Origin of the sequence: Streptomyces sp. NPDC001137, from assembly GCF_040298885.1 — a bacterium.
Lineage (GTDB): Bacteria > Actinomycetota > Actinomycetes > Streptomycetales > Streptomycetaceae > Streptomyces.
The window spans coordinates 37708-64653 of sequence record NZ_JBEPBA010000020.1 but is presented as its reverse complement, the minus strand read 5'-3'; the positions used below and the strand labels follow the sequence as shown (position 1 = coordinate 64653).

Sequence of the window (26946 nt, the reverse complement as noted above, 5' to 3'; positions counted from 1 at the left end):
CAGGCGGTGGCTCACCGTCGGGTGAACCACCGCCTGCCAGACAGGACTTGGGCCTGGAAAAAGGGGAGCTCTATTTCGTCGGCTTCTTGCCGGTCACGCCCAGGTGCACCAACAGCGCCAGATTCGGCTTGAGTTCAGCCTGCTTGACGCCCCACGTCTGGAATCCCTTCTGGTGCGAGGCGACCGCCGCGAGCATCGCGACCAGTGAACCGGCGACCGCCGCCGGGTTCACGTCCTTGTCGACCCTTCCCTTCGACTGGAGTTCGGTGATCGAGTCGGTGAGGGAGTTGTTCACCGAGTTCAGGATCTTCATACGGATCTTGTAGAACCGTTTGTCGCCCTCGGCCGCACCGAGGTCGACGACGCGCAGGATCGCGTCGTTCTTGCGCCAGAACTCGAGGAACCCGTCCACGAGTTCCTGCGCGGTCTGCCAGCCGGCCTTGCCGACCCAGGAGCGGCCCTCGAGGAGCGCGGTCAACTGACCGCCCTCGGTGGCCATTTGCTCGGCGATCTCCAGGACGGCGCCCTCGACGTCCGGGAAGTACTGGTAGAAGGTCGCGGGCGAAGTCCCCGCTTTCCGGGCGACATCGATGACTTTGACGTCCCGGTAAGGGGAGGAGCTGAGCATCTCGCTGAGGCAGTCGAGCAGCTTCTGCCGGGTCGCCTGCCCACGCCGGCCGGCCACGCGGCCGTCGACGGTACGCACTTGTCCTGTCATGTCGTCAGCTTACCGAGGGGTGATGGGAGCGCGATTCGGCCGACTGCAAATGGGGTGCACGAGAGGGCGGAGGCTGGTGTGCCTGGTCCTGCGGGGTGCGTGAGTCGCCGTTAGTTTGGCGGTATGGCCGAAAACAGGGCATCCGCGTACGGAGAGGGCGTCCCGTGCTGGGTGGACGCGCAGCTTCCCGATGTGGAGGCGGGCAAGCGGTTCTACGGCGAGCTCTTCGGGTGGACCTTCGAGGACCGGCCTGAGCTGCCCGGCGGCTTCGTATGGGCCCGTAAGGAGGGGGAGCCGGTCGCCGCGCTCGCACGCAAGACGGACGGGCGGCTGCCCACCGTGTGGACCGTGTACTTCGCGACGCCGGACGCCGAGGCGCTGGCCGACCGGATCTGGGCGGCCGGCGGGCAGGTCGTCACGGCGCCCACGCCGGTCGCGGAGCTGGGCACGTCCGCCCTGGTCACCGACCCCGAGGGTGCCGTCTTCGGGCTCTGGGAGCCGGGCAGCCACCCCGGCTTCGGCCGGCGGCACGAGCCCGGCACCTTCGCATGGGCCGAGCTGTACGCCCGGGACGTGGAGGTCGCCAACACCTTCTACGGCGATCTCTTCCACGACGCCCTGTTCGGGCCCGAGGCCCGGCCCGACTTCGGGCGGGCGGCCGTCTCGGAGGTCTTCCCGGCCGAGATGCCGCCCCACTTCCTGGTCCACTTCGGCGTGGAGGACTGTGACGCCGCACTCGGGACGGTGAGCCGTCTCGGGGGTCGGATCTGGGCGCCAGTATCCGAGACGTCGTACGGAAGGGCGGCCGTCGTCACCGACAATCAGGGGGCGTCGTTCGCGGTGCTGGAACGACGGAAGCAGACCGACTGAAAACTGCTGAAATAGACCGACTGAAACAGATCGTGCGGTGAAACATACCGTTTTGGGGTGAGGCATCCCGACTCGCTCCCGGGTTCGCAACCAGTGCCCGGGACAGGAAGAATCAGGGTGCGTGCCGCCATGGCGGTGCGGTGGTGAGACGCTGCACGGGGTCGCGCACAGATGTGGCCGGCGCGGCCCGTACGGGGAGGTGGCAGGCAAGTGGTGGATCAGCTGACACAGCACGATCCGCGGCGTATCGGTCCGTTCGAGGTGCTGGGACGGCTCGGTGCCGGCGGCATGGGGCTGGTCTATCTCGCGCGCTCGGCGTCCGGCCGGCGTGTGGCGATCAAGACGGTCCGTACGGAGCTCGCCGAGGACCAGCTGTTCCGCGTCCGCTTCTCGCGCGAGGTGGAGGCCGCCCGGGCGGTCTCCGGCTTCTACACGGCGGCCGTGGTCGACGCCGACGCGCGCGCCGCCGTGCCGTGGCTGGCCACCGCGTACGTGCCCGCGCCCTCCCTCGAGGAGATAGTGAATGAGTGCGGGCCGCTCCCGGCCCAGGCGGTGCGCTGGCTGGCGGCGGGTGTGGCCGAGGCGCTCCAGTCGATCCACGGCGCCGGTCTGGTGCACCGGGACCTGAAGCCCTCGAACGTCCTCGTCGTCGAGGACGGCCCCCGGGTGATCGACTTCGGTATCGCCTCCGGAGTCTCGAACACCCGTTTGACGATGACGAACGTGGCGGTGGGCACCCCCGCCTACATGTCGCCCGAGCAGGCGAAGGACTCGCGGTCCGTGACCGGTGCGAGCGACGTCTTCTCGCTCGGCTCCATGCTCGTCTTCGCGGCCACCGGGCACCCGCCCTTCCATGGCGCCAACCCGGTCGAGACGGTCTTCATGCTGCTGCGGGAGGGCCCGGACCTGGAGGGGCTCCCGGACGAGCTGCGCCCGCTCATCGAGTCCTGTATGCAGATGGAGGCCACCGCCCGCCCCAACCCGGCCGACCTCCAGGCCCAGCTGGCCCCGCACCTCTTCGGCTCCGGCACCGACGACAGCGGTACGGCCTCGGCCTGGCTGCCCGAGCGGGCGGTGAGCCTGATCGAGGCGCGCCGCAACGGCCGTCCGGCGGCCAAGCCGGGCCAGGGCGGCGGCCGCAGCGGCGGAGGCGCGCGCCCCGCCCCCGTGCCGCCCCCGCCGGCGCACGACCCCGTCGTACCGCCGTCCCCCGTGCCCGTCGGCGCCCCCGACACCGGCCCCGTCCGGCTGGCCGGCGCCCAGGTGCCCATCGGGCCGGGGCCGCGGGTCTCCGACGTCCGCGCCGCCGCCGTGAAGGCACCTCCCCCGGAGGCCGCCCTGGCCGCCTCCTGGTCCAAGCCGCGCCCCGGAGTCAACGGCGCGGATCCTGTCGTACCCACGTCGCTGCCCGCGCCCCCGGAGGCCGCGGCGGGCTGGCGTCCCTGGCGCTTCCGCATGTCGAACGATGTGTGGGGCACCCCGTCGGTCTCCGGCGACCTCGTCTACGTCACCTCCTTCGAGGTGCACGCCCTGGACGTGGCGACCGGCCGCCGGCGCTTCAAGACGCGGGACGTGGCCTGGTCGATGGCGGTCGCCGACGGCCGTATCCACGCCTCCGACGGGCCGACGCTGTTCGCCCTGGACTGCCGTGAGGGCGCCGACCTGTGGCGGCTGTCCACGGACGCCTGGGTGTACTCCCTGAAGGCCGACCGGGGCACGGTCGTCACCGGCACGCGCGGCGGCGGCGTCCAGGCCTGGGACGCGTCCAACGGCCAGAAACTGTGGGAACTCACGGGGGCGCAGACCGACTTCGAGTCCCCCGAAGCCGGGCCCACCGTCCACGAGGGCACGGCCTACGTCTGGCAGGACGCCCGGCTGCGCGCCCTGGACGCCCGCACCGGCAAGGAGCGCTGGTCCTACCCGATCGGCGACGCGGCCTCCTGCGGCGGCGTACCAGTACGGGTGACGCACGCCCCGGACGGATACGTGTACGTCTCCGCCGGCACCCGGGTCCTGGCGGTCGACGTGGCGAGCGGCCATGTGAGGTGGCACTTCGAGGCCCCCGCGGTCTTCCTCTGCCCGCCCACCTTCGCGCCCGGACCCGCGGTCACCGGCGGCGGCATCTACCTGGTCGACTACCTCGGCACGGTCTACGCCCTCGACGCCACCGACGGCCGCGACCGCTGGCGCATCGCCACCGAGTCCCGGGCCTCGATCGACCCCGTTCTGGTGGCGGCCGGGCATGTGCACGTGGGCAGCGGCAAGGGCCTGTACACGCTGGACGCGGTCACCGGCACACCCAAGTGGCGCTTCCAGGCGGGCGGCGACATCGTGGGTGCCCCCGCGGTGGCGGAGGGCCGCATCCACTTCGGCTCCACGGACCATCTGCTCTACACCCTGAAGGCCGACGACGGCCGGCTGCGCTGGAAACTCGCGACCGGCGGTGAGATCACCGGCTCCCCGGTCGTGAAGGACGGGGTGGTGTACGCGTGCAGCAAGGACCGCTGTGTGTACGCGCTGGACGCGGAGAAGGGGACGGGGACGGCCCGGCCCGCCTGAGCCGCGGGTGACGGCCGTCGTACCGGTGTCACGGAAGGGTGTGGACGGCGGCCGTCCCACCTAGACGCTACGCCGGGTGCACGGGGGTCGCCACGCGCTGATTTCGCCCCCGCCGCCCCTACCCATTCCCGTCCCCTGGGGGCTGCGCCCCCAAACCCCCCTTCGGCCTGAACGGCCTCGTCCTCAAACGCCGGACGGGCTGAAAGATCAAGCCCCGGCGGGCGAAAGTCAGCCGCTCCCGGCAAAATCCAGCCCCTCCGGCGTTTGAGGAGCGGGGGTCCGGGGGCTGGCCCCCGGGTCGGGACGGGAAGGGGCGGCGGGGGCGAAATCACCGTGTTCGGAACGACCTCCTGCGCTCGGCGAACAGATCCGCCTGCCGTTCCTCCGGCAGGTTCCCGAGCGCGACCAGGTGGGCCGCCTGCGCGAACCCGGCGGCGACGGCGCCCTCCCTCGCCGCCCACAGGGCCCGCACCGTCCCCTGGACGCCCTCCGCCGGATACCCGGCGATCACCGTGGCGCACTCCGTCGCGGCCGCCAACGCCCCACCGGGCTCGGTGAGTTCGGAGACGAGCCCGATGTCGTACGCCCGTCGGGCCCCGATCCGCTCCGCCGTCCCCATCAGCATCATCCGCGCGACCTCCCCGTACGGCATCCGCTGTGCCATGAGCACGGACTCGTAGGCGCTGACCATGCCGTACGTGGTGTGCGGGTCGAAGAAGGCGGCGGTGGTGTCGGCGACGACGAAGTCCGACTCCCCGAGCAGATAGAAGGCGCCCCCGCAGGCCATGCCCTGCACGGCGGCGACGACCGGCTTCCACAGGTCGTTCGCCTTGGGGCCGACGCGCAGGAGCGGATCGTCGGCCATGTAGGGGGAGTGGGGCTGCGGGACGACGGCGCTCCGGTCGAGGCCCGTGCAGAAGGCGCGCTCACCGGCGCCGGTGAGGACGACCGCGCGTACCGAGTCGTCGAACCTCAACCCCCGCCAGACCGCCTGAAGTTCGTCCCGCATGGCCAGGTCGACGGCGTTGAGCCGCTCGGGCCGGTCGAGGGTGACGACCGCGACGCCGGTGTCCTCGTCGGTCAGCACCTTCACGTTCATGGGCGCTCCAGAACCCACTGCGGAAGACCCTCGCCGGTGAACACCACCTGCACCCTGGCGCCGATCCGGATGCGCTCGGCCGGAACCGAGTCGAGGCGCGCACCGGCCTCGGCGACGAGGTTGCCGACGAGACGGATGCGGGGGGCGTCGGTGAGCTCGACGACGATCACGTTGTACGGGGCCTGGTCCGCGTAGTCGGGCAGGAGTGGCGGGTGGGGCACGACGTACGACCAGATACGGCCGTGTCCGGCGACCGCCCGCCATTCGCCGGCGAAGGACTGGCAGTGCGGGCAGCAGGGCCGGGGCGGGAAGCGGGGCTCCGAGCAGTCGGCGCAGGCCTGGACGCGGAGTTCGCCCTGGCGGGCGTAGCCCCAGAAGGGGGCGCCCTCGGAGTCGATGACGGGATCGAGCATGGTCAGCTCCTCAGGAGGAGAGCGGAGGTGGGGACGCCTTCCCCTGCCGTGACGAGGCAGGTGGCGGCGTCCGGGACCTGGGCGGTGCTGGTGCCGCGGAGCTGCCGTACGCCTTCGGTGATGAGGTTGAACCCGTGGACGTAGGCCTCGCTGAGCCCGCCGCCGCCGGTGTTGAGGGGCAGCCGCCCGCCGATCTCCAGGGCGCCCTGCTCGGTGAAGGCACCGCCCTCGCCACGGCCGCAGAAGCCGTAGCCCTCCAGGGAGAGCGGTATGAGCGCGGTGAACGCGTCGTAGATCTGGGCGACATCGACGTCCTGGGGCGTGAAGTCGGCGTGTTTCCACAGGTGCCGGGCGGCGGTCCAGGCGGGGCCGGTGAGGGGGTCGTCGTTCCAGTAGTTGACCATGCCGTGGTGCTGGGCGGGCAGGCCCTGGGCGGCGGAGTGGACGTAGACGGGCTGTCGTCTGCAGTCGCGCGCCCGCTCGGCCGACACGACCACGCACGCCAACGCGCCGTCTGTCTCCAGGCAGTTGTCGAAGAGGCAGAGCGGCTCGCTGATCCAGCGGGAGGTCATGTACATCTCGCGGGTCAGGGGACGGTCGTACATCACGGCCGCCGGGTTCTGGTTGGCCCTGTTCCGGCAGGCGAGGGCGACGTTGAAGAGGTGGTCGCGGGTCGCGCCGTACTCGTGCATGTAGCGGCGGGTCAGCATGGCGATCTCGTCGGCGGGGCGCAGGAGGCCGAAGGGGCGGGTCCACTGGGCGGGGGTGGGCAGCTGGACGGTGGTGTTCTTCCAGGGGCGGGGGCCGCTGCCGCGCTTGCGGGACCGCCAGGCGACACCGACGGTGGCCTGGCCGGAGGCGATGGCGGCGGCGAGATGGGCGACGGTGGCGCAGGAACCGCCGCCCCCGTACCCGACCTTGCTGAAGAAGGTGAGGTCACCGAAGCCGACGGCCTTCGCCAGCTCCACCTCGTCGGTCTCCTCCATGGTGTAGGAGGCGAGCGCGTCGACCTCGCCGGGTGCGATGCCCGCGTCGTCCAGGGCGGCGAGGACGGCACGGCAGGCGAGGGTCCGCTCGTCCTCTTCGAGGCGTTTGGCGAAGGGGGTCTGTCCGATGCCGACGATCGCGGTGGCGTCCTTGATTCCGGCCATGCTGGTGCACCTCCGCATGCTGTCCCCTCAGCTGACAGGGCGTCAGGCTACAGCTAATCTGACGGGTAGTCAGCTAGTAGTAGGGGGCTGTTGTGCGCGGTGACGTGGAGTGGGGCAGCATTCCGGGACTCGTCCGGTCGGCGGCCGAACGGTACGCGGACGCCGAGGCGGTGGTGGAGGGCCGTACCCGGATCTCGTACGCCGAACTGGGCGCCCGCGTCGAACGGTCGACGGCGGCTTGTATGGCGGCGGGCGTCTCACCGGGCGACCGGGTCGCGATCTGGGCTCCGAACTCACTGGACTGGATCGTGGCGGCGCTGGGCGCGGTGTCGGCCGGGGCGGTGCTCGTGCCGGTCAACACGCGCTTCAAGGGGGCGGAGGCGGCGGACGTCCTGCGCAGGAGCGGGGCGCGGCTGCTGTTCATCACGGGCACGTTCCTGGGCACGTCGTACGTGGCCTCGCTGCGGCGGGCGGTCGACCGGGGGCCCGCGCTGCCGGAACTCGACCAGGTGGTGGTGCTGTCGGACGACGCGCCCGAGGACTTCCGCACCTGGAAGGACTTCCTCGCGGGCGGGGACGGGGTCGAACCGGCCGAGGTGCGGGCGCGCTCCGGGGCGGTGGACGGATCCTGGCCGTCGGACATCGTCTTCACGTCCGGTACGACGGGCCGTCCCAAGGGCGCGGTGATCACGCATGCGCAGACGCTGCGGGCGTACGAGATCTGGTGCGATCTCGCGGGGTTGAGGCAGGGCGACCGCTATCTGATCGTGAACCCGTTCTTCCACACCTTCGGTTACAAGGCCGGGGTCCTGGCCTGTCTGATGCGTGGCGCGACGATGATCCCCCAGCCGGTGTTCAACATCGACACGGCCCTCGCGAACATCGCGGCGGAACGGGTGTCGGTACTGCCGGGCCCGCCGACCCTCCACCAGTCCCTGCTGGACCACCCGGCCCGCGACGCCCACGACCTCTCGGCGCTGCGGCTGGTGGTGACGGGCGCGGCGGTGGTGCCGCTGCGACTCGTGGAGCGGCTGCGCGGGGAACTGGGCGTGGAGACGGTCCTGACGGCCTACGGCCTCTCGGAGGCCAGCGGCATCGTGACGATGTGCCGGCGCGGCGACGACCCCACGGTGATCGCCTCGACGTCAGGACGCGCGATCCCCGGCACGGAGGTACGGGTCGAGGCGACGGTCGGCGAGCCCGGCGAGGTGCTGGTCCGCGGCTTCAACGTCATGCGCGGCTACTACGAGGACGCGGCGGGCACGGCGGAGGTCCTGACGGAGGACGGCTGGCTGCGCACCGGAGACGTGGGCGTCCTCGACGCCGACGGGAACCTGCGGATCACCGACCGGATCAAGGACATGTTCATCGTCGGCGGCTTCAACGCCTACCCGGCGGAGATAGAGCAACTCCTGGGCCTCCACCCGGATGTGGCCGACGTCGCGGTGATCGGTGTACCGGATCCGCGGCTGGGCGAGGTCGGCAAGGCGTATGTCGTGCGCCGTCCGGATTCCCCGATGACCGCGGACGACCTGATCGCCTGGGCCCGGCGGGAGATGGCCAACTACAAGGTGCCGAGGCGGGTGGAGTTCGTGGCGGAGCTGCCGCGGAACGCGAGCGGGAAGGTGGTGAAGGGGGAGTTGCGCAGATCCTGAAAACGCCTCGGCCGCGGCAGCTCCCCTCCGGGCTGCCGCGGCCGATCCCCGCGGGGAGGAAGGACTTTGGGCGTCAGGCTTTCTGGTCCGTGGCGTGCAGGTTGTCCGGCGTGACGGTGGCGGTGCCGCTGTCCGCCTTGAGCGGGTTCACCCCGGTGAGCGGTTCGCTCGTCGCGTGCAGGTTGTCCGGGCTCACCTCGGTGCCGTCCTCGACGTCCGTGGCGTGCAGGTTGTCCGTGGTGTTCTCGTCGCTCATGACGATTGCCTCCCCTGGCAGTTCGGGTCTCTTGATGTGGCGACCGGCCCGGCGACTCCCCCGAGGACCGCCGGGCCGGCTTCGTGACCGCTCACCGTAGTGCAACGGTCCAGGTCGACCCGTCTGCCCCCCGACGCGACGGAACGACAGGACGAGAGTGCCGGTCGGCGATAAACGAACGATGAACGCCCGCAGCCGCCCCCGACCGTCGCATCAGCGGAGGGCTCAGGCGAGCGTCAGCGGAGTGAGGAGCGCGCGGACCGTCTCGGCCTCCGGGGCACCGAGCGCCTCGAACAGCTCCAGGGCCTCGCGCCAGCAGACCTGCGCGCGCCCCGACTGGCCGATGCCGCGCAGCCCGTGGCCGAGGGTGACCAGGACGCCCGCCCGGCGCCAGTCGCCGCCGATGCCGCGCAGCACGGTGAGGGCGCTCTCGGCGTTGGCCGCGGCCTGCGCCGGGCGCCCGGCGGCCAGGTCGACCTCGGCCAGCCGGAACAGGGACATGCCCTCCCACAGCCGCTGCCGGCTGTCCCGGAACACGGTCAGGGCCTCCTGGAGGCGGGCGGCCGCCTCGGGCAGCTCGCCGTGCTCGGTGAGCGCGAGCCCCAGCGCGTAACGGCCGTTGGCGCCCTTGAGCGCATGCCCCATGGCGTCGTACATCTCCATGCCCTGCCGGGCCAGGGACACCGCGCTGTCGGTCCGCCCGGTGGCCAGGTGGATCCGGGAGAGGTTGCACAGCACGGCCGCCTCGCCCGCCTGGTCGTCGCAGGCGCGGAAGCCCTCGATGGCGCGGTTGATGTGGGTCTCGCCGTCCTCGTGGCGGCTCTGGTAGAGCGCGATCACGCCGAGGATGTTGGACGCCCAGCAGCCGGCCAGCGGATCGGGCGCGGCGCGGATCAGCTCGTGGGCCAGGGCCGCCTCCTCGTCCGCCAGGTCGAAGCGGCCCGTCACGCTGTGCGCGTACCCCAGCGTGATCAGCGCCCTCGCCTCCGCCTGGGTGTCCCCGGCCTCCCGCGCGGCCTCGCGCAGGGCCGAGGCGACCCCTTCGTATGCCTTGGAGTTGGTACCGGACTCCGCGAGGTCCACGGCGGCCCACAGCAGGTCGACCGCCCGCCGCAGGAAGCCGGAGCCGGCGGACTGGCGCACGCAGGCCAGCAGGCAGACCGCCTCCGAGTACAGCCAGTCCTGCGCCTGGTGCCGGTCGGCGAAGGCCAGCCCCGGGTACTCCGGAGCAGCCAGGTGGTCGACCAGCCGGTCCCCGGGCCGCTCGATCAGATAGACGCCCGCCGCGGTGGCCAGATAGAAGTCCAGCAACCGCGACATCGCCGCATCGCGCTCGCTCGGCGGCCACTCGTCCCGCTCCGCGCATGCACGCGCGTAGAGGCGTACGAGATCGTGGTACCGGTAGCGGCCGGGGGCCGCCGATTCCAGCAGTGAGGTGTCGACGAGGGCCTCCAGCAGGTCCTCCGTCTCCTCCGCCGGCAGGTCGAGGACCGCCGCGGCCGCCGCCAGCGAGATGTCCGGGCCGTCCGCGAGGCCCAGCAGCCTGAACGCCCGTGCCTGGGCCGGCTCCAGCGCGCCGTAGCCGAGTTCGAAGGTGGCCTTGACCGCCAGGTCGCCGGCCTGCAGCTCGTCCAGGCGCCTGCGCTCGTCCGCCAGCTTCGCGGCCAGCACCGAGACCGTCCAGGTGCGGCGGGCCGCCAGCCGGGAGGCCGCGATACGGATCGCCAGCGGCAGGAAACCGCAGGCCGCCACCACGTCCAGGGCGGCCTCGCGCTCGCTCGCCACCCGTTCCTCGCCCACGATCTTCGTGAACAGCGACAGCGCCTCGTCGGGGGACATCACGTCCAGGTCCACCAGATGGGCCCCGGCGAGGTCGACCATCCGCACCCGGGAGGTCACCAGCGCCGCGCAGCCCTCCGTGCCGGGCAGCAGGGGCCGTACCTGCGCCGCGTCCCGTGCGTTGTCGAGCAGGACCAGCACCCGGCGGCCGTCCAGGACGGACCGGTACAGCGCCGCCCGCTCCTCCAGCGAGTCCGGGATCGCCGAGTCCGCGGTGCCCAGGGCCCGCAGGAAGGACCCCAGGACGGTCTCCGGTTCCGCCGCGCGGGCCCCCGCGCCCTGAAGGTCGACGTACAACTGGCCGTCCGGGAAGGCCGTCCGCGCCTGGTGGGCGACGTGCACGGCCAGCGTGGTCTTGCCGACGCCGCCGATGCCGGCCACCGCCGACACCGCCATCACCCGGCCCTCGGCCGAGGACAGCACCTCGCCGAGCTCCTGGACGAAGGCCGCACGGCCCGTGAAGTCCGGGACAGTGGCGGGCAGTTGGGCCGGGCGGACCGGGGTGGCGGCCGGCTCGGCCTGCGGGGACGCAGGCTCCGCGAGCCCCGGATCCGCCTGAAGGATCCGCTGCTGGAGCTCACGCAACCCCGGCCGCGGGTCCACCCCCAGCTCGTCCGCCAGCAGCCGCCGGGTGTCCGCGTACACCGCCAGCGCCTCCGCCTGCCGGCCGCTGCGGTACAGGGCCAGCATCAGCAGTTCACGCAGCCGCTCGCGCAGCGGGTGGGCGGCGGTGAGGGCGGTCAGCTCCGACACCGCCTCCGCGTGGCAGCCCTGTTCCAGGTCCATGTCGAGGCGGGACTCCAGGAGTTGCAGCCGCCATTCCTCCAGGCGGACCCGCTGTGCCTCCGCGTACGGGCCGGGTACGCCGGCCAGCACCTCCCCGTCCCACAGCGCCAGCGCGCGGCCGAGCAGCTCACGGGCGTGGCACAGGTCCCCGGCGCTCTTCGCCTTCTCCGCCTCGGCGGCCAGGTCCTGCGCCACGGCCAGGTCGAGGGCGCCCTCCGCCGGCACGCGCACCGCGTACCCGCCGGACTCGCTCACCAGGACCCCGGGGCCCAGCACCTTCCGCAGCCGGGAGGCGTACGTCCGCAGTGCCGCGAGGGCCTGCGAGGGCGGCTCCTCGCCCCACACGGCGTCGATCAGCTCGCCCGCGGTGGCCGTACGGCCCTCGCGCAGCAGCAGGGCGGCGAGCAGGGCACGTTGCTGCGGGGAACCGGTGCTCAGCTGCTCCGGTCCGCGCCGGGCTCGTACCGGACCGAGCACGCCGAAGCTCAGCGGGGCAGGCTCCGCGCAGGAGCCGGCCCGCCTCTGTTCCGGCACTCGCGGTACACCGTCCATCGCCGTCTCCCTAGACACAGTGGGCAACCACGTCAGTTTGCCTTGTTCATGGCGGATGCGTCAGCTGTGGAGAGCGCTTGTACGGGCAGACGCGCGGGATATCACAAGGTCCTCACCCGCTCTTCGCACCCGCTGTGGAACCGTTGACGGTTCCCATAGCTGACGGGCCGTCAGATGAGCGCTACCGTGGCCGCCATGGAGACCACGAAGGACTTCCCGGACTTCCCGCTGATCATCTCCGTCGACGACCACACCGTGGAGCCCGCCGACGTCTGGCAGAGCCGCCTGCCGAAGAAGTACCTCGACACCGGCCCCCGCATAGTCCGCGCGCCGCTGAAGGAGATCTCCTTCCTCGGCGGCCGCTTCCGCCCGGTGATGGGCGCCCCCGGCGACGACGGCCCCCTCGGCGACTGGTGGCTGTACGAGGGCCTCCAGCGGCCCCTCACCCGCCTGGACACCGCCGTCGGCTACAGCAGGGACGAGATCAAGCTGGAGATCATCACCTACGAGCAGATGCGCCCGGGCTCGTACGACGTCCCGCAGCGCCTCGCCGACATGGACGTCAACCACGTCCAGTCCTCCGTCTGCTTCCCCAGCTTCCCGCGCTTCTGCGGCCAGACCTTCACCGAGGCCGAGGACAAGGAGCTGGCCCTGCTCTGCGTCCAGGCCTACAACGACTGGATGGTGGAGGAGTGGTGCGGGCCGCAGGCCCGGGGCCGGCTCATACCCCTCACCCTCATCCCCCTCTGGGACGCCGAACTCGCGGCGGCGGAGGTCCGGCGCAACGCCGCGCGCGGTGTCCGTGCCGTCGCCTTCTCCGAGATACCCCCGCACCTGGGCCTCCCGTCCATCCACTCCGAGGACTGGGACCCCTTCCTCGCCGCCTGCGACGAGACCGGCACGGTCATCGCCATGCACATCGGCTCCAGCAGCCGTATGCCCTCGACCTCCAAGGACGCCCCGCCCGCCGTGGGTTCCACCATCACCTTCGCCAACTGCTGCTTCTCGATGGTCGACTGGCTGATGAGCGGCAAGTTCGAACGCTTCCCGAACCTCAGGATCATGTACGCGGAGGGCCAGATCGGCTGGATCCCGTACATCCTGGAGCGCGCCGACGTCGTCTGGGAGGAGAACCGCGGCTGGGGCGGTGTCGCCGACAAGGTCCACCGCCCGCCGTCCGAACTGTTCGCCGAGCACATCTACGGCTGCTTCTTCGACGACGCCTTCGGGCTGAAAAACCTCGACGCGATCGGCGTCGGCAACGTCCTCTACGAGACCGACTACCCCCACTCCGACTCCACCTGGCCGAAGTCCCGGCAGGTCGGCGAGGCGCAGATGGGCCACCTGGACCCGGAGGTGGTGGAGCGGATCGTGCGCGGGAACGCCATCGAGCTGCTGGGCCTCACCCCTGAGGGACTGTGGCGGTGAGCACCTTCTCGTACGGGATGCAGCTTCCCGTCCAGTCCCAGAGCACGATCTACGCCGAGGGCTGGGAGGCCGGTGCCGGCCCCGAGGACCTGCTGGAGATCGCCCGCAGCGCCGACCGCGCCGGCTTCGGCTACCTCGCGAGCTGCGACCACGTCGCGATCCCGCGCCGCCTGGCCCCCGCCATGAGCACGGTCTGGTACGACCCCGTGGCCACCCTCGGCTTCCTGGCGGGCGTGACCGAGCGGGTGCGGCTGCTCAGCCATGTCGCCGTCGTGGGCCTGCGGCATCCGCTGCTGACGGCCAAGCAGTACGCCACCCTCGACCATCTGTCGGGCGGCCGCCTGATCCTGGGCGTCGGCGCCGGGCACGTCCGGGAGGAGTTCGAGGTGCTCGGCGTCGACTTCGACCGGCGCGGGGCCGTGCTCGACGAGTCGATCGACGCCCTGCGCGCCGCCCTCGGCCCGGACGAGTTCCCCGAACACCACGGCAAGCTCTACGACTTCGAGGGGCTCGGGCAGCGGCCGAGGCCGGCCCAGGAGCGCGTGCCGCTGTGGGTCGGCGGATCGTCCCCCGCCGCCGTACGCCGGGCCGCCCTCAGGAGCGACGGCTGGCTGCCGCAGGGCGACCCGCGGGACCGGCTGCCCGCGCAGATCGAGCGGATACGGCGGCTGCGGGACGAGGCGGGCCTCGACGGGCCGTTCACCGTCGGCGCCATCACCGAGCCGCTCCATCTCGGCACGCCCACCTGGGACGTCGGCCGCCGCACCCTCACCGGCCCCCCGGACGCGCTCGCCGAGTCCCTGCGGGCGTACCGCGCGATGGGCGTGCACCAGATCCAGGTGCGGTTCCGCAGCCGCAGCCGTACCGAACTCACCGACCAGATGGCGGCCTTCGGCGCCGAAGTGGCGCCCCTTCTCTGAGGAGTCATGGCATGGGCAAGCTGGACGGACGCGTCGTGATCGTCACCGGGGCGGCGCGCGGACAGGGGGAGCAGGAGGCCCGCCTGTTCAGAGCGGAGGGGGCCGAGGTCGTGATCGCCGACGTTCTCGACGACCAGGGCGGCGCCCTCGCGGAGGAACTGGGCGCGCGCTACGTCCACCTGGACGTGAGCCAGGAGGACCAGTGGCGGTCGGCCGTCAGCGCCGTGAAGGACTCCCTCGGGCGGGTGGACGGCCTGGTCAACAACGCCGGCATCCTGCGCTTCAACTCCCTGCTGGACACCCCCCTCGACGAGTTCATGCAGGTCGTACAGGTCAACCAGGTCGGTTGCTTCCTCGGCATCAAGACCGTCGCGCCGGTGATGGAGGACGGCGGCACGATCGTCAACACCGCCTCCTACACGGCCGTGACCGGCATGGCGGCCGTCGGCACGTACGCCGCCACCAAGCACGCCGTCCTCGGCCTCACCCGTGTCGCCGCCCTGGAACTCGCGGGCCGGCGCATCCGCGTCAACGCCATGTGCCCCGGCGCCATCGACACCGCCATGTCCAACCCGGCCCGGCTGGATCCGACGGCGGACGCGGCGGAGACCGGCCGGGCGCTGGACGAGCTGTACCGCAAGCTGGTGCCGCTCGGCCGGATCGGGAAGCCGGAGGAGGTCGCGCGGCTGGCCCTGTTCCTGACCTCCGACGACTCCTCGTACATCACCGGGCAGCCGTTCGTGATCGACGGGGGCTGGCTGGCCGGGGTCAGCGTCATCTGACTGCCCATCAGGTATTGACCCTCCCTGTGGGTGGTGCCACAGTGCATCAAAACTGACGGTGTGTCAGAAACTTCGGAACCGGGGACGGTGAACCGCCTTGGAATTCGGGCTCTTTGTACAGGGATACGTGGGCAAACGCGCCGAGACCGATCCGCTCGCGGAGCACAAGGCGCTGATGGAGGAGACCGAGTACGTCATCCAGGCGGACAAGTCGGGCTTCAAGTACGCGTGGGCGTCCGAGCACCACTTCCTGGAGGAGTACTCGCACCTCTCCGCCAACGATGTGTTCCTGGGGTATCTGGCGCACGCCACGGAGCGGATTCATCTGGGGTCGGGGATCTTCAACCCCCTCGCCCAGGTCAACCACCCGGTGAAGGTGGCCGAGAAGGTCGCGATGCTCGACCACCTGACCGGGAACCGGTTCGAGTTCGGCAGCGGGCGCGGAGCCGGGTCGCACGAGATCCTCGGCTTCATCCCTGGTGTGACCGACATGAACTACACCAAGGAGATCTGGGAGGAGACGATCGCCGAGTTCCCGAAGATGTGGCTCCAGGACGAGTACGCCGGCTTCCAGGGCAAGCACTGGCAGCTGCCACCGCGCAAGATCCTGCCGAAGCCGTACGGGAAGTCGCATCCGGCGATGTGGTACGCCGCCGGGTCGCCGCCCTCGTACGCCATGGCCGCCCGTAAGGGCCTCGGTGTGCTCGGGTTCAGCATCCAGAAGGTCTCCGACATGGAGTGGGTGCTGGAGCAGTACAAGACGGCGATCGTGAACGCCGAGCCGGTCGGGGACTTCGTCAACGACAACGTGATGGTCACGACGACGGCCATCTGCGCGCCGACGCACGACGAGGCGATACGGATCGCCACCAACGGCGGGCTGCACTACCTGCCGTCGCTGGTGTTCCGGTACCACGACACCTTCCCGCGGCCCGAGGGCTTCCCGGTGTGGCCGGAGACGCTGCCGGAGTACACGCCCGAGTTCGTCGAAGTCCTCATCGAGGAGGAGCTGCTGATCTGCGGTGACCCGGACGAGGTGCTCACGCAGTGCAAGCGGTGGGAGCAGGCGGGGGCGGACCAGCTGAGCTTCGGGCTGCCGGTGGGGGTGCCGAAGGAGGAGACGCTGCAGACGATTCGATTGATCGGGGAGCACGTGATTCCGAAGATCGATACCGATCCTGTGCATCGGACTTCCCGGTTCCGGGCTGCTGCTTGATCGCCGTTGCGGGGTGCGGGTCCGTGGGGGCTGGTCGCGCAGTTCCCCGCGCCCCTTTGGGGCGCATTCCCTCGCCGGAGTTGAGAAGGAGACTCCATGCTTGATCATGTCATCAAGGGAGCGACCGTCGTCGACGGGACCGGGGCGCCCGCCTTCGTCGCCGACGTCGGGATCCGCGACGGGCGTATTGCCGTCATCGGTCTTGTCACCGAGGAGGCCCGGAGCAGTGAGGACGCCTCCGGGCTCGTCCTCGCGCCCGGCTTCGTCGACCCGCACACGCACTACGACGCCCAGTTGTTCTGGGACCCGTATGCGACCCCGTCCCTCAACCACGGGGTGACGACCGTCGCGGCCGGGAACTGTGGTTTCACGCTCGCGCCTTTGAACCCCTCCCGGCCCGAGGACGCCGACTACACGCGGCGCATGATGTCCAAGGTCGAGGGCATGTCGCTGGTTGCGCTGGAGGAGGGGGCGCCCTGGAGCTGGCACTCCTTCGGTGACTATCTGGACGCCCTCGAAGGGCGGATCGCCGTCAACGCGGGGTTCATGGTCGGGCACTGCGCGCTTCGCCGGTATGTGATGGGGCCGGACGCGGTCGGCGGGCAGCCCACCGAGGAGCAGCTGGCGGAGATCGTGCGGTTGCTGCACGAGGCCATGGATGCCGGGGCCTGGGGGTTCTCGACCACCCAGTCGTCCACCCACTCGGACGGCGACGGGAAGCCGGTCGCCTCCCGGCACGCGAAGCCGGCCGAGCTGCTGGCGCTCTCGCGTGCCGTCGGGGAGCACGAGGGCACGCAGATCGAGGCGATCGTCGCCGGCTGCCTCGACCAGTTCAGCGACGCGGAGATCGATCTGTTCGCGGAGATGAGCGCGACGGCCGGACGCCCCCTGAACTGGAACGTCCTCACCATCGACGCCTCCGTGCCGGAGCGCGTGCCCCGGCAGCTGTACGCGAGTGAGCAGGCGCGGAAGGCGGGCGGCCGCGTGGTCGCGCTGACCATGCCGATCCTGACGCCGATGAACATGTCCCTGGGCACCTTCTGTGCGCTGAACCTGATACCGGGCTGGGGCCCGGTCCTCGGGCTGCCGGTGCCGGAGCGGATCGCCCGGCTGCGCGACCCGGACGTACGCGCGCAGCTGCTGGAGCACGCCACGTCCAAGGAGGCCGGTGTCTTCCGGCGGCTCACGAACTTCGGGCGGTACGTCATCGGGGACACGTACAGCGAGGCGAACGAGGGGCTGACGGGCAGGGTCGTCGAGGAGATCGCGCAGGAGCGGGGACAGGACCCGTTCCAGTGCCTCGTCGAGATCTGTGTGGCCGACGAGCTGCGTACCGTCCTGTGGCCCATGCCCACCGACAACGATCCCGCGTCCTGGGCGCTGCGCGCCGAGACCTGGCAGCACGAGGACGTGCTGCTCGGCGGATCCGACGCCGGTGCGCACCTGGACCGCATGTGCGGGGCCCCGTACACGACTCGCTTCCTGGGCGACTGTCTGCGCCGGCGGAAGCTGGTCGGTCTGGAGCAGGCGGTGAAGATGCTGACCGACGACCCGGCGCGGCTGTTCGGGCTGCGCGAGCGGGGGCGGGTGGAGGAGGGCTTCCATGCGGATCTGGTCCTCTTCGACCCGGAGCGGATCGACGCGGGTACGGCCACCCTGGTGCACGACCTGCCGGGTGACAGTCCGCGGCTGGACGCCAAGGCGATCGGGGTGCGCGCCGTGTGGGTCAACGGGGTCGAGGCGATCCGGGACGACGTGGTGAGCGGCGCCGTGCCCGGGAAGGTGCTGCGGTCGGGGCGGGACACCCGGACGGTGAGCACCAGGTGAACCAAGGGGCGGACGGGCAGCGGCTGTTCGTCGGCGGCCGGTGGGTCGAGCCGGACGGCGGCCGCTACGAGGTCGTCGACCCGGCCACCGAGGAGACCGTCGGGTGGGCTCCGGAGGCCTCGCGGGATCAGGTGCACGCGGCCTGTGCCGCGGCCCGCGAGGCCTTCGGGCCGTGGTCTCGTACGGCGCCGGAGGAAAGGGCGGCGGTGCTCGGCCGCGCGGCGGACATCATCGCGAGCCGGTTCCTGCCGTACGCCGAGCTGGCGCAGGCGGAGACCGGTGCGACCACGGGGACGGCGCGGGCGATGCAGGTCGGAGTGGGCGTGGCTCGTTTCCGGCGGTACGCGCGCGTGGAGCCCGCGGAGTGGGCGGTCCCGCCGCAGATCAACGAGGCAGGGCCGATGGGCAAGGCGGGCGTCATGGGCGCGCTGGCCGTCCGCCAGCCGGTCGGCGTCGTCACCTGCGTCACCTCGTACAACAACCCGTGGGCCAACCCGGCCGGCAAGATCGCCCCCGCGCTGGCCATGGGCAACACGGTGGTGGTGAAGCCCGCCCCGCAGGATCCGTTGTCGGTCTACCGGATGGCGGAGGCACTGGAGGCGGCGGGAGCGCCGCCGGGTGTGGTGAACGTCGTGTCCGGCCGGTCGGTGGAGGTCGGGGAGGCGGCCGTCGCGTCACCCGACGTCGACATGGTGAGCTTCACCGGGTCGACGGCGGTAGGGCAGCGCATCGGTGAGGTCTGCGGCCGTTCCATGAAACGGCAGCTGATGGAGCTGGGCGGGAAGGGCGCCGCGCTCGTCTTCGACGACGCGGACCTCGGCTCGGCGGTGGCGGGGATCGGCACCACCTTCTCCTTCTACAGCGGCCAGATCTGCACGGCACCGACACGGGTGCTGGCACAGCGGGGCGTGTACGACCGTCTGGTCGAGCAACTGGCCGCGTACGCCGTCCGGTTGACGGTCGGCGACCCCCGTGCCCCGAAAACGGTGGTCGGACCGGTGATCTCGGCCGCCCATCGGGACCGGGTGGAGTCGTACGTCGAACTGGGCCGGAAGGAGGGCGCGGTGGTCGTGACGGGCGGCGAACGCCCGCCGTCCGACCAGGGCTTCTACGTGGCGCCGACCCTCCTCGCGGACTGCACGAACGACATGCGCGTGGCTCGGGAGGAGATCTTCGGCCCGGTGGTGTCAGTCATCCCCTTCGAGGAGGAGGAAGAGGGCATCGCGCTGGCGAACGACAGCGACTACGGGCTCATCGACTACGTGTGGTCGGGGGACGTGGCACGGGCCTTCCGTGTGGCCCGGCGGCTGAGGGCCGGAGGCGTCGGCGTGAACACCGTGGGCCGCAACATGGAGGCGCCCTTCGGGGGGTTCAAGAAGAGCGGGGTGGGGCGGGACGTCGGTGTGTACGCCCTGCACGCGTACAGCGAGGTGCAGGCGATCGTCTGGCCGGGGTGACTCCCACCGCCTGGGCGGCCGGCAGGGCGCGCTCGCCCCATGAAGCCACGGTGCAGGTGGACGTCGGCGCGGTCTGGAATCCGGTACTGCCGGGGCTGGGCGCGGGGTGTCGCGGGTGATCCGGTACGACGCCCCGAGGTACGGCAGGTCTCCCGCGCCGACGGTGTCGTACTCGCAGGCCGGCGATCGCTCGGCGAGCGGGACCAGCCCCAAGTCGTCCGCTGCAACAAGGAGATGGCGGCCACCGCCCACATCCCCCGCTGTCACCAGCCGTTTGAGGGATCGCCAGTTTGATGGAGCGTCAGTCCCGCAGATCGACCCGCACCGTCAGCAGCCCCGCCCCGATCGCCCGCACCGCCAAGCTGTTCAGCGAGCGCAGCTTCCGCAGGCGGGCGATCGGGTCGTCGTCCGGCAGGAGGTGGGCCGTGCCGGTGTGCCAGCGGCCCCGGATGCGGACCCGCACCCGCGGGTCGGCCTTGATGTTGCGGACGTACTGGGACCGCTCCCCGAACTCGGAGACCAGCCAGAAGGAATCCCCGATCCGCCGGCCGCCGACCGGAGTCCGGCGGGGCAGGCCGGAGGTACGGCCCGTCGTCTCCAGGACGGTCTGGAGCGGAAGCCGACGCAGGACGGGGTTGAAGCGGCGCTGGAACGCTGTGGCGACGCGGTACTTGGTCTCCGAGTGGTGCGGACGGGCCATGGCCACGGGGCTCCTGTTCTTCGGCGGTGACGGCGTTCTCAATGTCCCCCACCTTGCCCCGTGGACTGACAGCGGGGCGGCCGATGCGCGTGCGGTTCTGGTCGGCGCCGCCGTTCTCGTCGGTGATCAGGGGCGACCGGCACCGACTCCAGGCCTTCGGCCACCAGGTCACTGCCGATGGCCCACTTTCGGCCACCACGCTTGAATCCGTACTCCGTCCACAGTCGTTTCTTCGCCGAATCGTTGCAGCAACCGCGCGGAATCTTGACGATTGGACGACTGGACCGAGGTGTTGATCTTTCACGCCAAACTGTTGATCGCCTCTTGTTTCCCTCTTGTCAGCCTGGCTACGGTCGTCCCACTCGCCTCGAACGCGGCTGACCACCGCTCGAACAAGGGGCGGGTATCAGAACGGCGACGGGGGGAGCCGCTTTGCGTCATCGTATGGACGCTCCCTGCCGAAAACGGAGGGGCGCTGATGGCCGACCAGATGGTGTTGCAGGCGCAGAAATTCGTCAACGCGACGTACGGCAGCCGGACCGGCATGACCGTCAAGGAGGATGGGCAGACCGGCTGGAACACGATGTACGCCCTCACTCGCGCACTGCAGTGGGAGCTGGGTATCAGCCCTGTGTCCAACAGCTTCGGACCAGGAACACTGTCGGCCCTTCAGTCGAAGCACCCGAAGATCAACGCTTCCACGGCACCTTCGGCTGACTTCATCCGGATCGTCCAGTCGGCTCTCTACTGCAAGGGCTACGACGGCGGCGGCATCGACGGCAAGTTCAGCGACCGCGTCGCCTCCTCGATCACGCTGCTCAAGCAGCGTATGGGCGTCGACCAGGTGTATCCGGGCAGCGATCTGGTGCCGAAGGTGTTCAAAGGCTTGCTGAACATGGACGCCTACGTCACCGTCGGCAACGGCACCGACACCGTTCGGAACATCCAGCAGTGGCTCAACGGACGCTACGTCGGCCGACAGGATTTCTTCATCGTCCCCTGCGACGGCATCTATTCGCGCGATGTGGCGAAAGCCATGATCTACGCCGTGCAGTACGAAATAGGTATGGCCGATGGTACCGCCAACGGCAACTTCGGCCCCGGCACCCAGGATGGTTTGAAGCAGCACACCGTCTCGGTCGGCGCGAAGGGCACCTGGGTGCTCCTCTTCACCGCTGCCATGATCTTCAACAGACGGTACGGGGTGTCCTTCGAAGGGACCTTCACTGCCGGTCTGGCCGACGAGGTCCGTGCGTTCCAGTCCTTCGTGAAACTGCCGGTCACCGGCCTGGGTGACTTCTCCACGTGGGCCTCCCTGCTGGTCTCGTTCGGTGATCAGTCCCGCAAGGGTGAGGCCTGTGACTGTGTCACCAAGATCACCCCGGCGCGTGCTGCTGCGTTGAAGGCGGAGGGCGTCAAATACGTGGGCCGCTACCTGTACAACCCGGCGGCCGTTCCGAGCGGCAGCACCAAGGAGAAGGAGATCCAGCCCGGCGAGTTGGAGACCATCGCCGCCAATGGACTGCGCTGTTTCCCCATCTACCAGACCTACGGGCGCGGCAAGGACTCGTTCAGTGCGCCGCAGGGCACGGCGGATGCCGTCTCCGCCGTCATGCACGCCGAGCGGCACGGCTTCAAGCCCGGCACCCGTATCTACTTCGCTGTCGACTTCGACGCCGTCGACGACGAGGTCACCAGCAACGTCATCCCGCATTTCCAGGGCATCAACGACGGCATCGAGTCCACCGGCAGCAAGTACCTGGTGGGTGTTTACGGACCCAGGAACGTCTGCTCACGGGTGTCCGAACTCAAGCTGGCCGACGCGAGCTTCGTGTCCGACATGTCATATGCGTTCTCCGGCAACTTCGGCTATCCCATGCCGAACAACTGGGCCTTCGACCAGATCGTCACCAAGACGGTCGGTTCGGGAGACGGCAGCATCAACGTCGACATCAACATCGCACAAGGCAGGGACATCGGGCAGAACTCGTTCGATCCGTCGCCGTCCACCGGTTCCGGCCTCGACGTCGAGTTCAACAACACCTTCTGGGATGCTCTGCGCGCGGACATCCGGGCCTACATGGAGTCGGTCGGCGTACCGGAGTCGAACTGGTACACCAAGTGGACCACCACCGAAGCCATCGACTTCGTGCTCAGCTGGGACAACGTGTTCACCGATCTGGCCCGCCGGTACAGGATGCGCAAGGCGCTGATCCAGATTCCCGTGCTGTGGGAGATGCGCCACTACAACGTCAGCGGCGTCCTCAAGGTTGACGACCGCTATTCCGACGCGGCCGTCTACGAGTACCACACCGGCCAACTTCCCGATTGGTGGCCGGACAAGATCACGGACTCGATGCGGGATTCCTCCACCGGGCTGGCGCAGATCTTCGGAGTCACCGCGATCAAGGCGAGGAACCTGGCAGTCGATCGCGGGCTGCTGTCCGCGACGTCCCGACGTAACCCGGACAACGACGCCGACCTGTTCGAAATCTGGACCAAGCTGCGGACGAACAACTCGTTCACCATCGCGACCGTGCCGTTCGTCCACATGTACCACGCCTCTCTCATCGGTGTGACGGGGCCGACCGTCGACTCCACGGAAGCAGACATCGAGAAGGTGCTGATCCGCTATCAGGGCACCACTGACGACGCGACGACAGAGGGAAAGAAGCGCATGGGCCTGTACCGCGTCTTCGAGAAGTACTACGCGCCGATACGCGAACACGCCTGATGAAAGGCCTGCGGCCACTGTGGCCGGCGCTGCTGGTCAACCTCCTCGTCGGGATCCCGGCCATGGTTCCCCTGTACAGCCTGTGGTGGCTGTCCGAACGACGATGGGGTGGATCCGTCATCGACCGCGCCAGCACGATCGTCGAAGTGTGCGGAGCCGACTGCGACCGGACCGGGCTGGCCATGTGGACCGCGACCGTAACCGGGTTGCTGGTGGTGCTGCTGCTGGTCGTGACGGACGTTCTCGTGCCGCTGCACCGTGACCGGCCCTTGGGGCCGTGGCTGAAGGCCATCCCCGTCGTCATCGTCCCCTTCCTCGTCTTTCAGGCCGTCTCCACGGTCCTGTAGCCACATCTGGAGTGACGCACCGTGAGTGCTGACATATCGCGCCGTACCCTGCTCTCCCGCACCGCCGCTGTCACAGGGGGAACCGCCCTGGCCTCGCTCGCCGGAAGCACGCTGTCGGCTCCTTCGGCCCAGGCGGCCACTCCGCCGTCTGCGGCTGACAGCCCGGCGCCGGACGAGGTGACGACCGGTCAGCCGTCCTTGAACGGCTGGGAGATGGAGAAGGCGGCGGACGGCGGCGGCAGTATCTGGACCCGTCCCGTTCTCGGCACCCCCCTCGACGGCGTGCAAGTCCGTATGGGGGATGCCGAAACCGTTCTCGTCCACGTCATCCAGCGGTTCCACTACGAGATCGACAGCCTGCGCCGCGGTGATGTCGTGGGCTGGCGACACCCCGGGAAGGTCCGCAAGGGGCTGGCGGAGTCCAACCTCGCATCGGGGACGGCGGTCCACATCCGCCCCGGCTTCTACCCGTCCGGGCAGCGAGGCGGATATTTCCCGAACCAGCTCGTGATCGTCCGTGACATCCTCGCCGACCTGGAAGGCGTCGTGCGGTGGGGCGGCGACGACAAGAAGCCCGACGAAGCCCTGTTCTACATCGACGTCAAGCCGGGGAACGGACACCTGCTCAAGGTCGCGGACAAGCTCCGCGGATGGGCCTCGACCCCCGGGGAGGGCGCCGGCGCGTCCACCGACCCCTTCGAGCCGGCGAGGCGCCGGGCCGCGGAGCGGCTGGCACGTCTACAAGCGTGACGTCGGTTCCAGTTCCACGGGCGGGTTCAAGGACAAGCCGGGCTCGACGTCGCTGTCGGGATGCAGCACAGAGACCCCCGTCGAAGAGCGATCCGGCCACTGTTGGCGGCCCGCCGACCACCGGCGCGTCCCCGGCCGGTAGCGACATTGATCTGACGGCACGCCACTACGACACCACAGTGGAGAACAACACTTGATACGCAGACCCCTTGCCTCCATCCTCCTGACCGCCTCCACGGGTGCCCTCCTCGTAGGCACTGGTCCGTTGGCGCACGCGGCGGAACACACCGCACACGCGCCGGTCACGGCCGGACAGGCCGCGACCGAAGAAGGCACGGACCCGGCGGCAGACCCGGTGCATCCGGTGATCGCCGAGTATGAGGGACGCAAGATCAACCTTGCCGAGTCGTGGGAGGGCGCAAACATCTGCACCGAACTCCCCAGCGGCGAAGTCCACTGCTACGCCACGGAGCAGGAAGCCTCGGCAGACCCCGCACTTCCTGCCCAGGCCCGTGCGAAATCCCCGAGGACATCCGCGCTTCGGGCTTCCGACCCGCACGACAACTGCGCCGCCGACTACTGGTGCCTGTACCAGGACGCCAACTACAAGGGCAGGCGGCTGCAGTTCTCCAGCGACGGCAAGAAGAACCTGGGCGACTACGGATTCCGCGACAAGCTCAGCTCGGTCTTCTACTGGGTCGGGCGATGGTCGATCAACTACGGGAACGCCACGATCTGGGACTCCCGGTCCTGGCCGCTGGATGACCGGCAGCGCGACTTGAATCCGCCCAAGGGATGGCCCAACCTCCAGGACCTGGCGTACCCGGGCGGTGGCAACTGGAACGACAAGGTCGACGTTTTCGAGATCAATCGCGCCTGAGAGAGGCCCTTTCCATGCGTAAGACACTCATCACCGCGGTATGCCTGGCAGCGACCGGCATACTCACGCTCGCGGGGCCGGCTTCGGCTGCCACGAACACCAGCGACTTCACGGTCACCTTCCCCGACAAGAGGCCGGCAACCACCTACTACATTGCGAACGAGGCCAAGCAGGCCTCCGGGAAAATCACCGCGAAGTCCCATGTGAGCTGGCAGATTCTCGATGACCAAGTGGTGGACCTCAGCAAACGGTTCACCCGCTTCGAGATCACCACGCGCCTCGAGACCCGTCCGGGCAAGGACAACCCCGACGCGATCGAGGCGACCAAGACGTGTGATCTGACCAAGCTGGTCAACGACCACTACACGTGGTTCCTGGACGAACCGGCCAGCACGTGCACTGTGCCGTCGGCGCTTTATGACGGTGACCTGTGGTGGTCGTCGGACTCGACTGTCGTCTACGACATCGAGGGTGATGGTCAGGGACCGATTACCAAGCAACTCCTGGGGTCACCCCTCATCCACGGCTGACGGAAAGCGGAGGGGCGCGGACAGCGCGCACCGCGCCCCTCCCTCAGCCCGAACCCGGACGGCATGGAACTGGGCCCGCTCCCGTCCACGGCCTCGCCATTCCTCCGTGCTGGGCCCGCGAGACCCAGCGGTGCAGCGTCCCGGCGTGGATGCCGCGCAGACAATCCGCCAGAGGTTGTAAGAGATTCGGCCCGGCCGTACATCTCCCGGTTGACGGCCGTTGACGGCTGTTGACGGACGGAACACGGAGGTGTCGTGAGACGACGACGAACAACCACCGGGGAGCACGATGACCCGGCCGGGCACCGGGCCTTGGAGGCCCTCTATACGGCTCACGCTGATCGGGTGTTGGCGTACCTGCTGCACCGTACGGACCGGGAGACAGCACAGGACATCCTGTCGGAGACCTTCGTGCTGGCCTGGCGCAAGTCCGGGTCCGTACCCGACGATGCCCTGCCGTGGCTGCTCGCCTCGGCCCGGCGGCTGCTCGCCAACCGCGTGCGGTCCGACCGGCGGCACCGTGCACTGACCGACCGCTTGGCGGTGATGGCCGACCGGACGCGGGCCGTGGAGATCGGGGACGCGATAGAGACGCGTGCCGAGGTGGCCGCCGCGCTGTCCGGGCTTTCCGAGCAGGACCGGGAGGTACTCGTACTGAGCGCCTGGTACGGCCTGACAGCCAAGCAAGGGGCCGTGGTCACGGGCTGCACGGCCACTGCCTTCGCTGTGCGTCTGCACCGGGCGCGCAAACGGTTCAGGGCAGCACTGCCCTCTGCGGGCCATGCACAGCCGGTCCACCACGCGATTGCCCACCCCCACTTCACCCCACGGGAGACGGCGTGAAGCAGACCGTTACCAAGCACAGCCAAGCGCCCGACCTCGCCGCCGTCCGCGCCCTGCGCCCCACCCACGACGGCACCGACGGCTGGGCGGCTTCCGAGGACGGCCAGGCCGTCCTGCGGGAGATCCTGCTGCGTACCGAGCAGCCGCGTGCCAGGGCCGGATCCGGGAGACGCCGGCACCTGCTCATGGTGGGCGCGGTCACGGCTGCCCTCCTCGGGGGCGCCACCACGGCTGCCGTGGCCACATTGGGGCCATGGGACGAGGGCGGACGCAATGTCATGTGCGCTCGCACTCTGTCGCCCGAGGCGGATCTGAGTCAGCTGCCGCTCAAAGCCATGAAGGATTTCGATCCTCAGGACGCGACGCGTTCCTGCGCGGCGTCCTGGGACCGGATGTGGAACCAACCCGCACAGGGCGCAGTGCCCCGGACGCCCAAGCCGACCCGGTTTGCTGCCTGCTATTTCCCCAACGCGCAGCCCGACAGCGGCGACTCCTCGGCCACCGACGGCGATGGGGCACTCGGCGGGCCGGTCATCTACCCGGCGGACGGCTACTCCACCGACAAGGCGGCCTGCGCAGCCATCGGATCCAGGCCCGTGGCAGGCGGTTGAGATCGACTGGAGACCGGCTGACG

General features: G+C 70.0%; 23 protein-coding genes. 16 read left to right on the top strand and 7 right to left on the bottom strand.

Annotated elements, in window-relative coordinates; translation table 11 throughout:
* Positions 1-70: 70 nt before the first annotated feature.
* Complete coding sequence (locus ABT254_RS32405; protein ID WP_123970478.1) at positions 71-706, bottom strand: TetR family transcriptional regulator; 636 nt, start codon at positions 704-706, stop codon at positions 71-73.
* Between the two features lie 135 nt (positions 707-841).
* Between ABT254_RS32405 and kbpA the strand changes: the two genes are divergently transcribed.
* Positions 842-1588, top strand: a complete 747-nt coding sequence (gene kbpA / locus ABT254_RS32400; protein WP_351477901.1) for an AfsK-binding protein KbpA — start codon at positions 842-844, stop codon at positions 1586-1588.
* Between the two features lie 210 nt (positions 1589-1798).
* On the top strand, positions 1799-4147 hold the full coding sequence (gene afsK, locus ABT254_RS32395) for a protein serine/threonine kinase AfsK (RefSeq protein WP_351477898.1): 2349 nt from the start codon (positions 1799-1801) through the stop codon (positions 4145-4147).
* A 328-nt stretch (positions 4148-4475) separates the two neighbouring features.
* Here the strand turns inward: afsK and ABT254_RS32390 are convergent, their stop codons facing one another.
* Genes ABT254_RS32390 through ABT254_RS32380 form a run of 3 tightly spaced genes read right to left on the bottom strand, consistent with a single transcriptional unit; the run spans position 4476 to position 6810 of the window.
* Entirely contained in the window at positions 4476-5246 is a 771-nt protein-coding gene (locus tag ABT254_RS32390; RefSeq protein WP_351477895.1) for an enoyl-CoA hydratase/isomerase family protein, read from the bottom strand.
* Complete coding sequence (locus tag ABT254_RS32385; RefSeq protein ID WP_351477892.1) at positions 5243-5659, bottom strand: Zn-ribbon domain-containing OB-fold protein; 417 nt, start codon at positions 5657-5659, stop codon at positions 5243-5245. The genes ABT254_RS32390 and ABT254_RS32385 overlap by 4 nt, the downstream gene beginning before the upstream one ends.
* 2 nt (positions 5660-5661) lie before the next feature.
* On the bottom strand, positions 5662-6810 hold the full coding sequence (locus ABT254_RS32380) for a lipid-transfer protein (protein WP_351477889.1): 1149 nt from the start codon (positions 6808-6810) through the stop codon (positions 5662-5664).
* Positions 6811-6902: 92 nt separating this feature from the next.
* Here ABT254_RS32380 and ABT254_RS32375 point away from each other — a divergent pair, with 92 nt between their 5' ends.
* The gene (locus tag ABT254_RS32375; protein ID WP_351477886.1) at positions 6903-8465 is read left to right on the top strand and encodes a FadD3 family acyl-CoA ligase; all 1563 of its coding nucleotides are present in this window, start codon (positions 6903-6905) and stop codon (positions 8463-8465) included.
* Between the two features lie 73 nt (positions 8466-8538).
* Here the strand turns inward: ABT254_RS32375 and ABT254_RS32370 are convergent, their stop codons facing one another.
* Positions 8539-8721 carry a hypothetical protein gene (locus ABT254_RS32370; RefSeq protein WP_351477883.1) on the bottom strand — a complete coding sequence of 61 codons (183 nt, stop codon included), beginning with the start codon at positions 8719-8721 and terminating at the stop codon, positions 8539-8541.
* Between the two features lie 225 nt (positions 8722-8946).
* Positions 8947-11898 (bottom strand): SARP-family global regulator AfsR, encoded by a 2952-nt coding sequence (gene afsR / locus ABT254_RS32365; RefSeq protein WP_351477880.1) that lies wholly within the window; start codon positions 11896-11898, stop codon positions 8947-8949.
* Between the two features lie 195 nt (positions 11899-12093).
* On the opposite strand from afsR, the gene ABT254_RS32360 reads away from it, so the two are divergent.
* The 6 genes from ABT254_RS32360 to ABT254_RS32335 all read left to right on the top strand — a co-directional run bounded on the left by ABT254_RS32360 (position 12094) and on the right by ABT254_RS32335 (position 19528).
* Positions 12094-13326, top strand: a complete 1233-nt coding sequence (locus ABT254_RS32360) for an amidohydrolase family protein (RefSeq protein ID WP_351477877.1) — start codon at positions 12094-12096, stop codon at positions 13324-13326.
* 17 nt (positions 13327-13343) lie between these two features.
* Positions 13344-14246, top strand: a complete 903-nt coding sequence (locus ABT254_RS32355; protein ID WP_351478232.1) for an LLM class F420-dependent oxidoreductase — start codon at positions 13344-13346, stop codon at positions 14244-14246.
* 11 nt (positions 14247-14257) lie between these two features.
* Positions 14258-15028 carry an SDR family NAD(P)-dependent oxidoreductase gene (locus ABT254_RS32350; protein WP_351477874.1) on the top strand — a complete coding sequence of 257 codons (771 nt, stop codon included), beginning with the start codon at positions 14258-14260 and terminating at the stop codon, positions 15026-15028.
* A gap of 97 nt (positions 15029-15125) precedes the next feature.
* Positions 15126-16244 carry an LLM class flavin-dependent oxidoreductase gene (locus ABT254_RS32345; protein WP_351477871.1) on the top strand — a complete coding sequence of 373 codons (1119 nt, stop codon included), beginning with the start codon at positions 15126-15128 and terminating at the stop codon, positions 16242-16244.
* A gap of 96 nt (positions 16245-16340) precedes the next feature.
* Positions 16341-18071, top strand: a complete 1731-nt coding sequence (locus ABT254_RS32340; protein WP_351477868.1) for an N-acyl-D-amino-acid deacylase family protein — start codon at positions 16341-16343, stop codon at positions 18069-18071.
* Positions 18068-19528, top strand: a complete 1461-nt coding sequence (locus tag ABT254_RS32335) for an aldehyde dehydrogenase family protein (RefSeq protein WP_351477865.1) — start codon at positions 18068-18070, stop codon at positions 19526-19528. Before ABT254_RS32340 ends, ABT254_RS32335 begins: the two co-directional genes overlap by 4 nt.
* A 301-nt stretch (positions 19529-19829) precedes the next feature.
* On the opposite strand, the gene ABT254_RS32330 is transcribed toward ABT254_RS32335, so the two are convergent.
* Positions 19830-20228, bottom strand: coding sequence for a nitroreductase/quinone reductase family protein (locus tag ABT254_RS32330; protein ID WP_351477862.1), 399 nt, complete (start codon positions 20226-20228; stop codon positions 19830-19832).
* A gap of 478 nt (positions 20229-20706) precedes the next feature.
* Here ABT254_RS32330 and ABT254_RS32325 point away from each other — a divergent pair, with 478 nt between their 5' ends.
* The 7 genes from ABT254_RS32325 (at position 20707) to ABT254_RS32295 (ending at position 26923) form a co-directional block, all read left to right on the top strand.
* Positions 20707-22962 carry a glycoside hydrolase domain-containing protein gene (locus ABT254_RS32325; protein WP_351478229.1) on the top strand — a complete coding sequence of 752 codons (2256 nt, stop codon included), beginning with the start codon at positions 20707-20709 and terminating at the stop codon, positions 22960-22962.
* Positions 22962-23309 (top strand): hypothetical protein, encoded by a 348-nt coding sequence (locus tag ABT254_RS32320; RefSeq protein WP_351477859.1) that lies wholly within the window; start codon positions 22962-22964, stop codon positions 23307-23309. Before ABT254_RS32325 ends, ABT254_RS32320 begins: the two co-directional genes overlap by 1 nt.
* Positions 23310-23330: 21 nt before the next feature.
* Positions 23331-24059, top strand: a complete 729-nt coding sequence (locus ABT254_RS32315; protein ID WP_351477856.1) for a hypothetical protein — start codon at positions 23331-23333, stop codon at positions 24057-24059.
* A 193-nt stretch (positions 24060-24252) separates the two neighbouring features.
* Entirely contained in the window at positions 24253-24939 is a 687-nt protein-coding gene (locus ABT254_RS32310; RefSeq protein WP_351477853.1) for a peptidase inhibitor family I36 protein, read from the top strand.
* Between the two features lie 14 nt (positions 24940-24953).
* Positions 24954-25469, top strand: coding sequence for a hypothetical protein (locus ABT254_RS32305; RefSeq protein WP_351477850.1), 516 nt, complete (start codon positions 24954-24956; stop codon positions 25467-25469).
* A 255-nt stretch (positions 25470-25724) separates the two neighbouring features.
* Complete coding sequence (locus ABT254_RS32300) at positions 25725-26312, top strand: RNA polymerase sigma factor (RefSeq protein WP_351477847.1); 588 nt, start codon at positions 25725-25727, stop codon at positions 26310-26312.
* A complete protein-coding gene (locus ABT254_RS32295; protein WP_351477844.1) occupies positions 26309-26923 on the top strand; it encodes a hypothetical protein in 615 nt (204 codons plus the stop codon). Before ABT254_RS32300 ends, ABT254_RS32295 begins: the two co-directional genes overlap by 4 nt.
* The last annotated feature ends 23 nt before the right edge of the window (positions 26924-26946 follow it).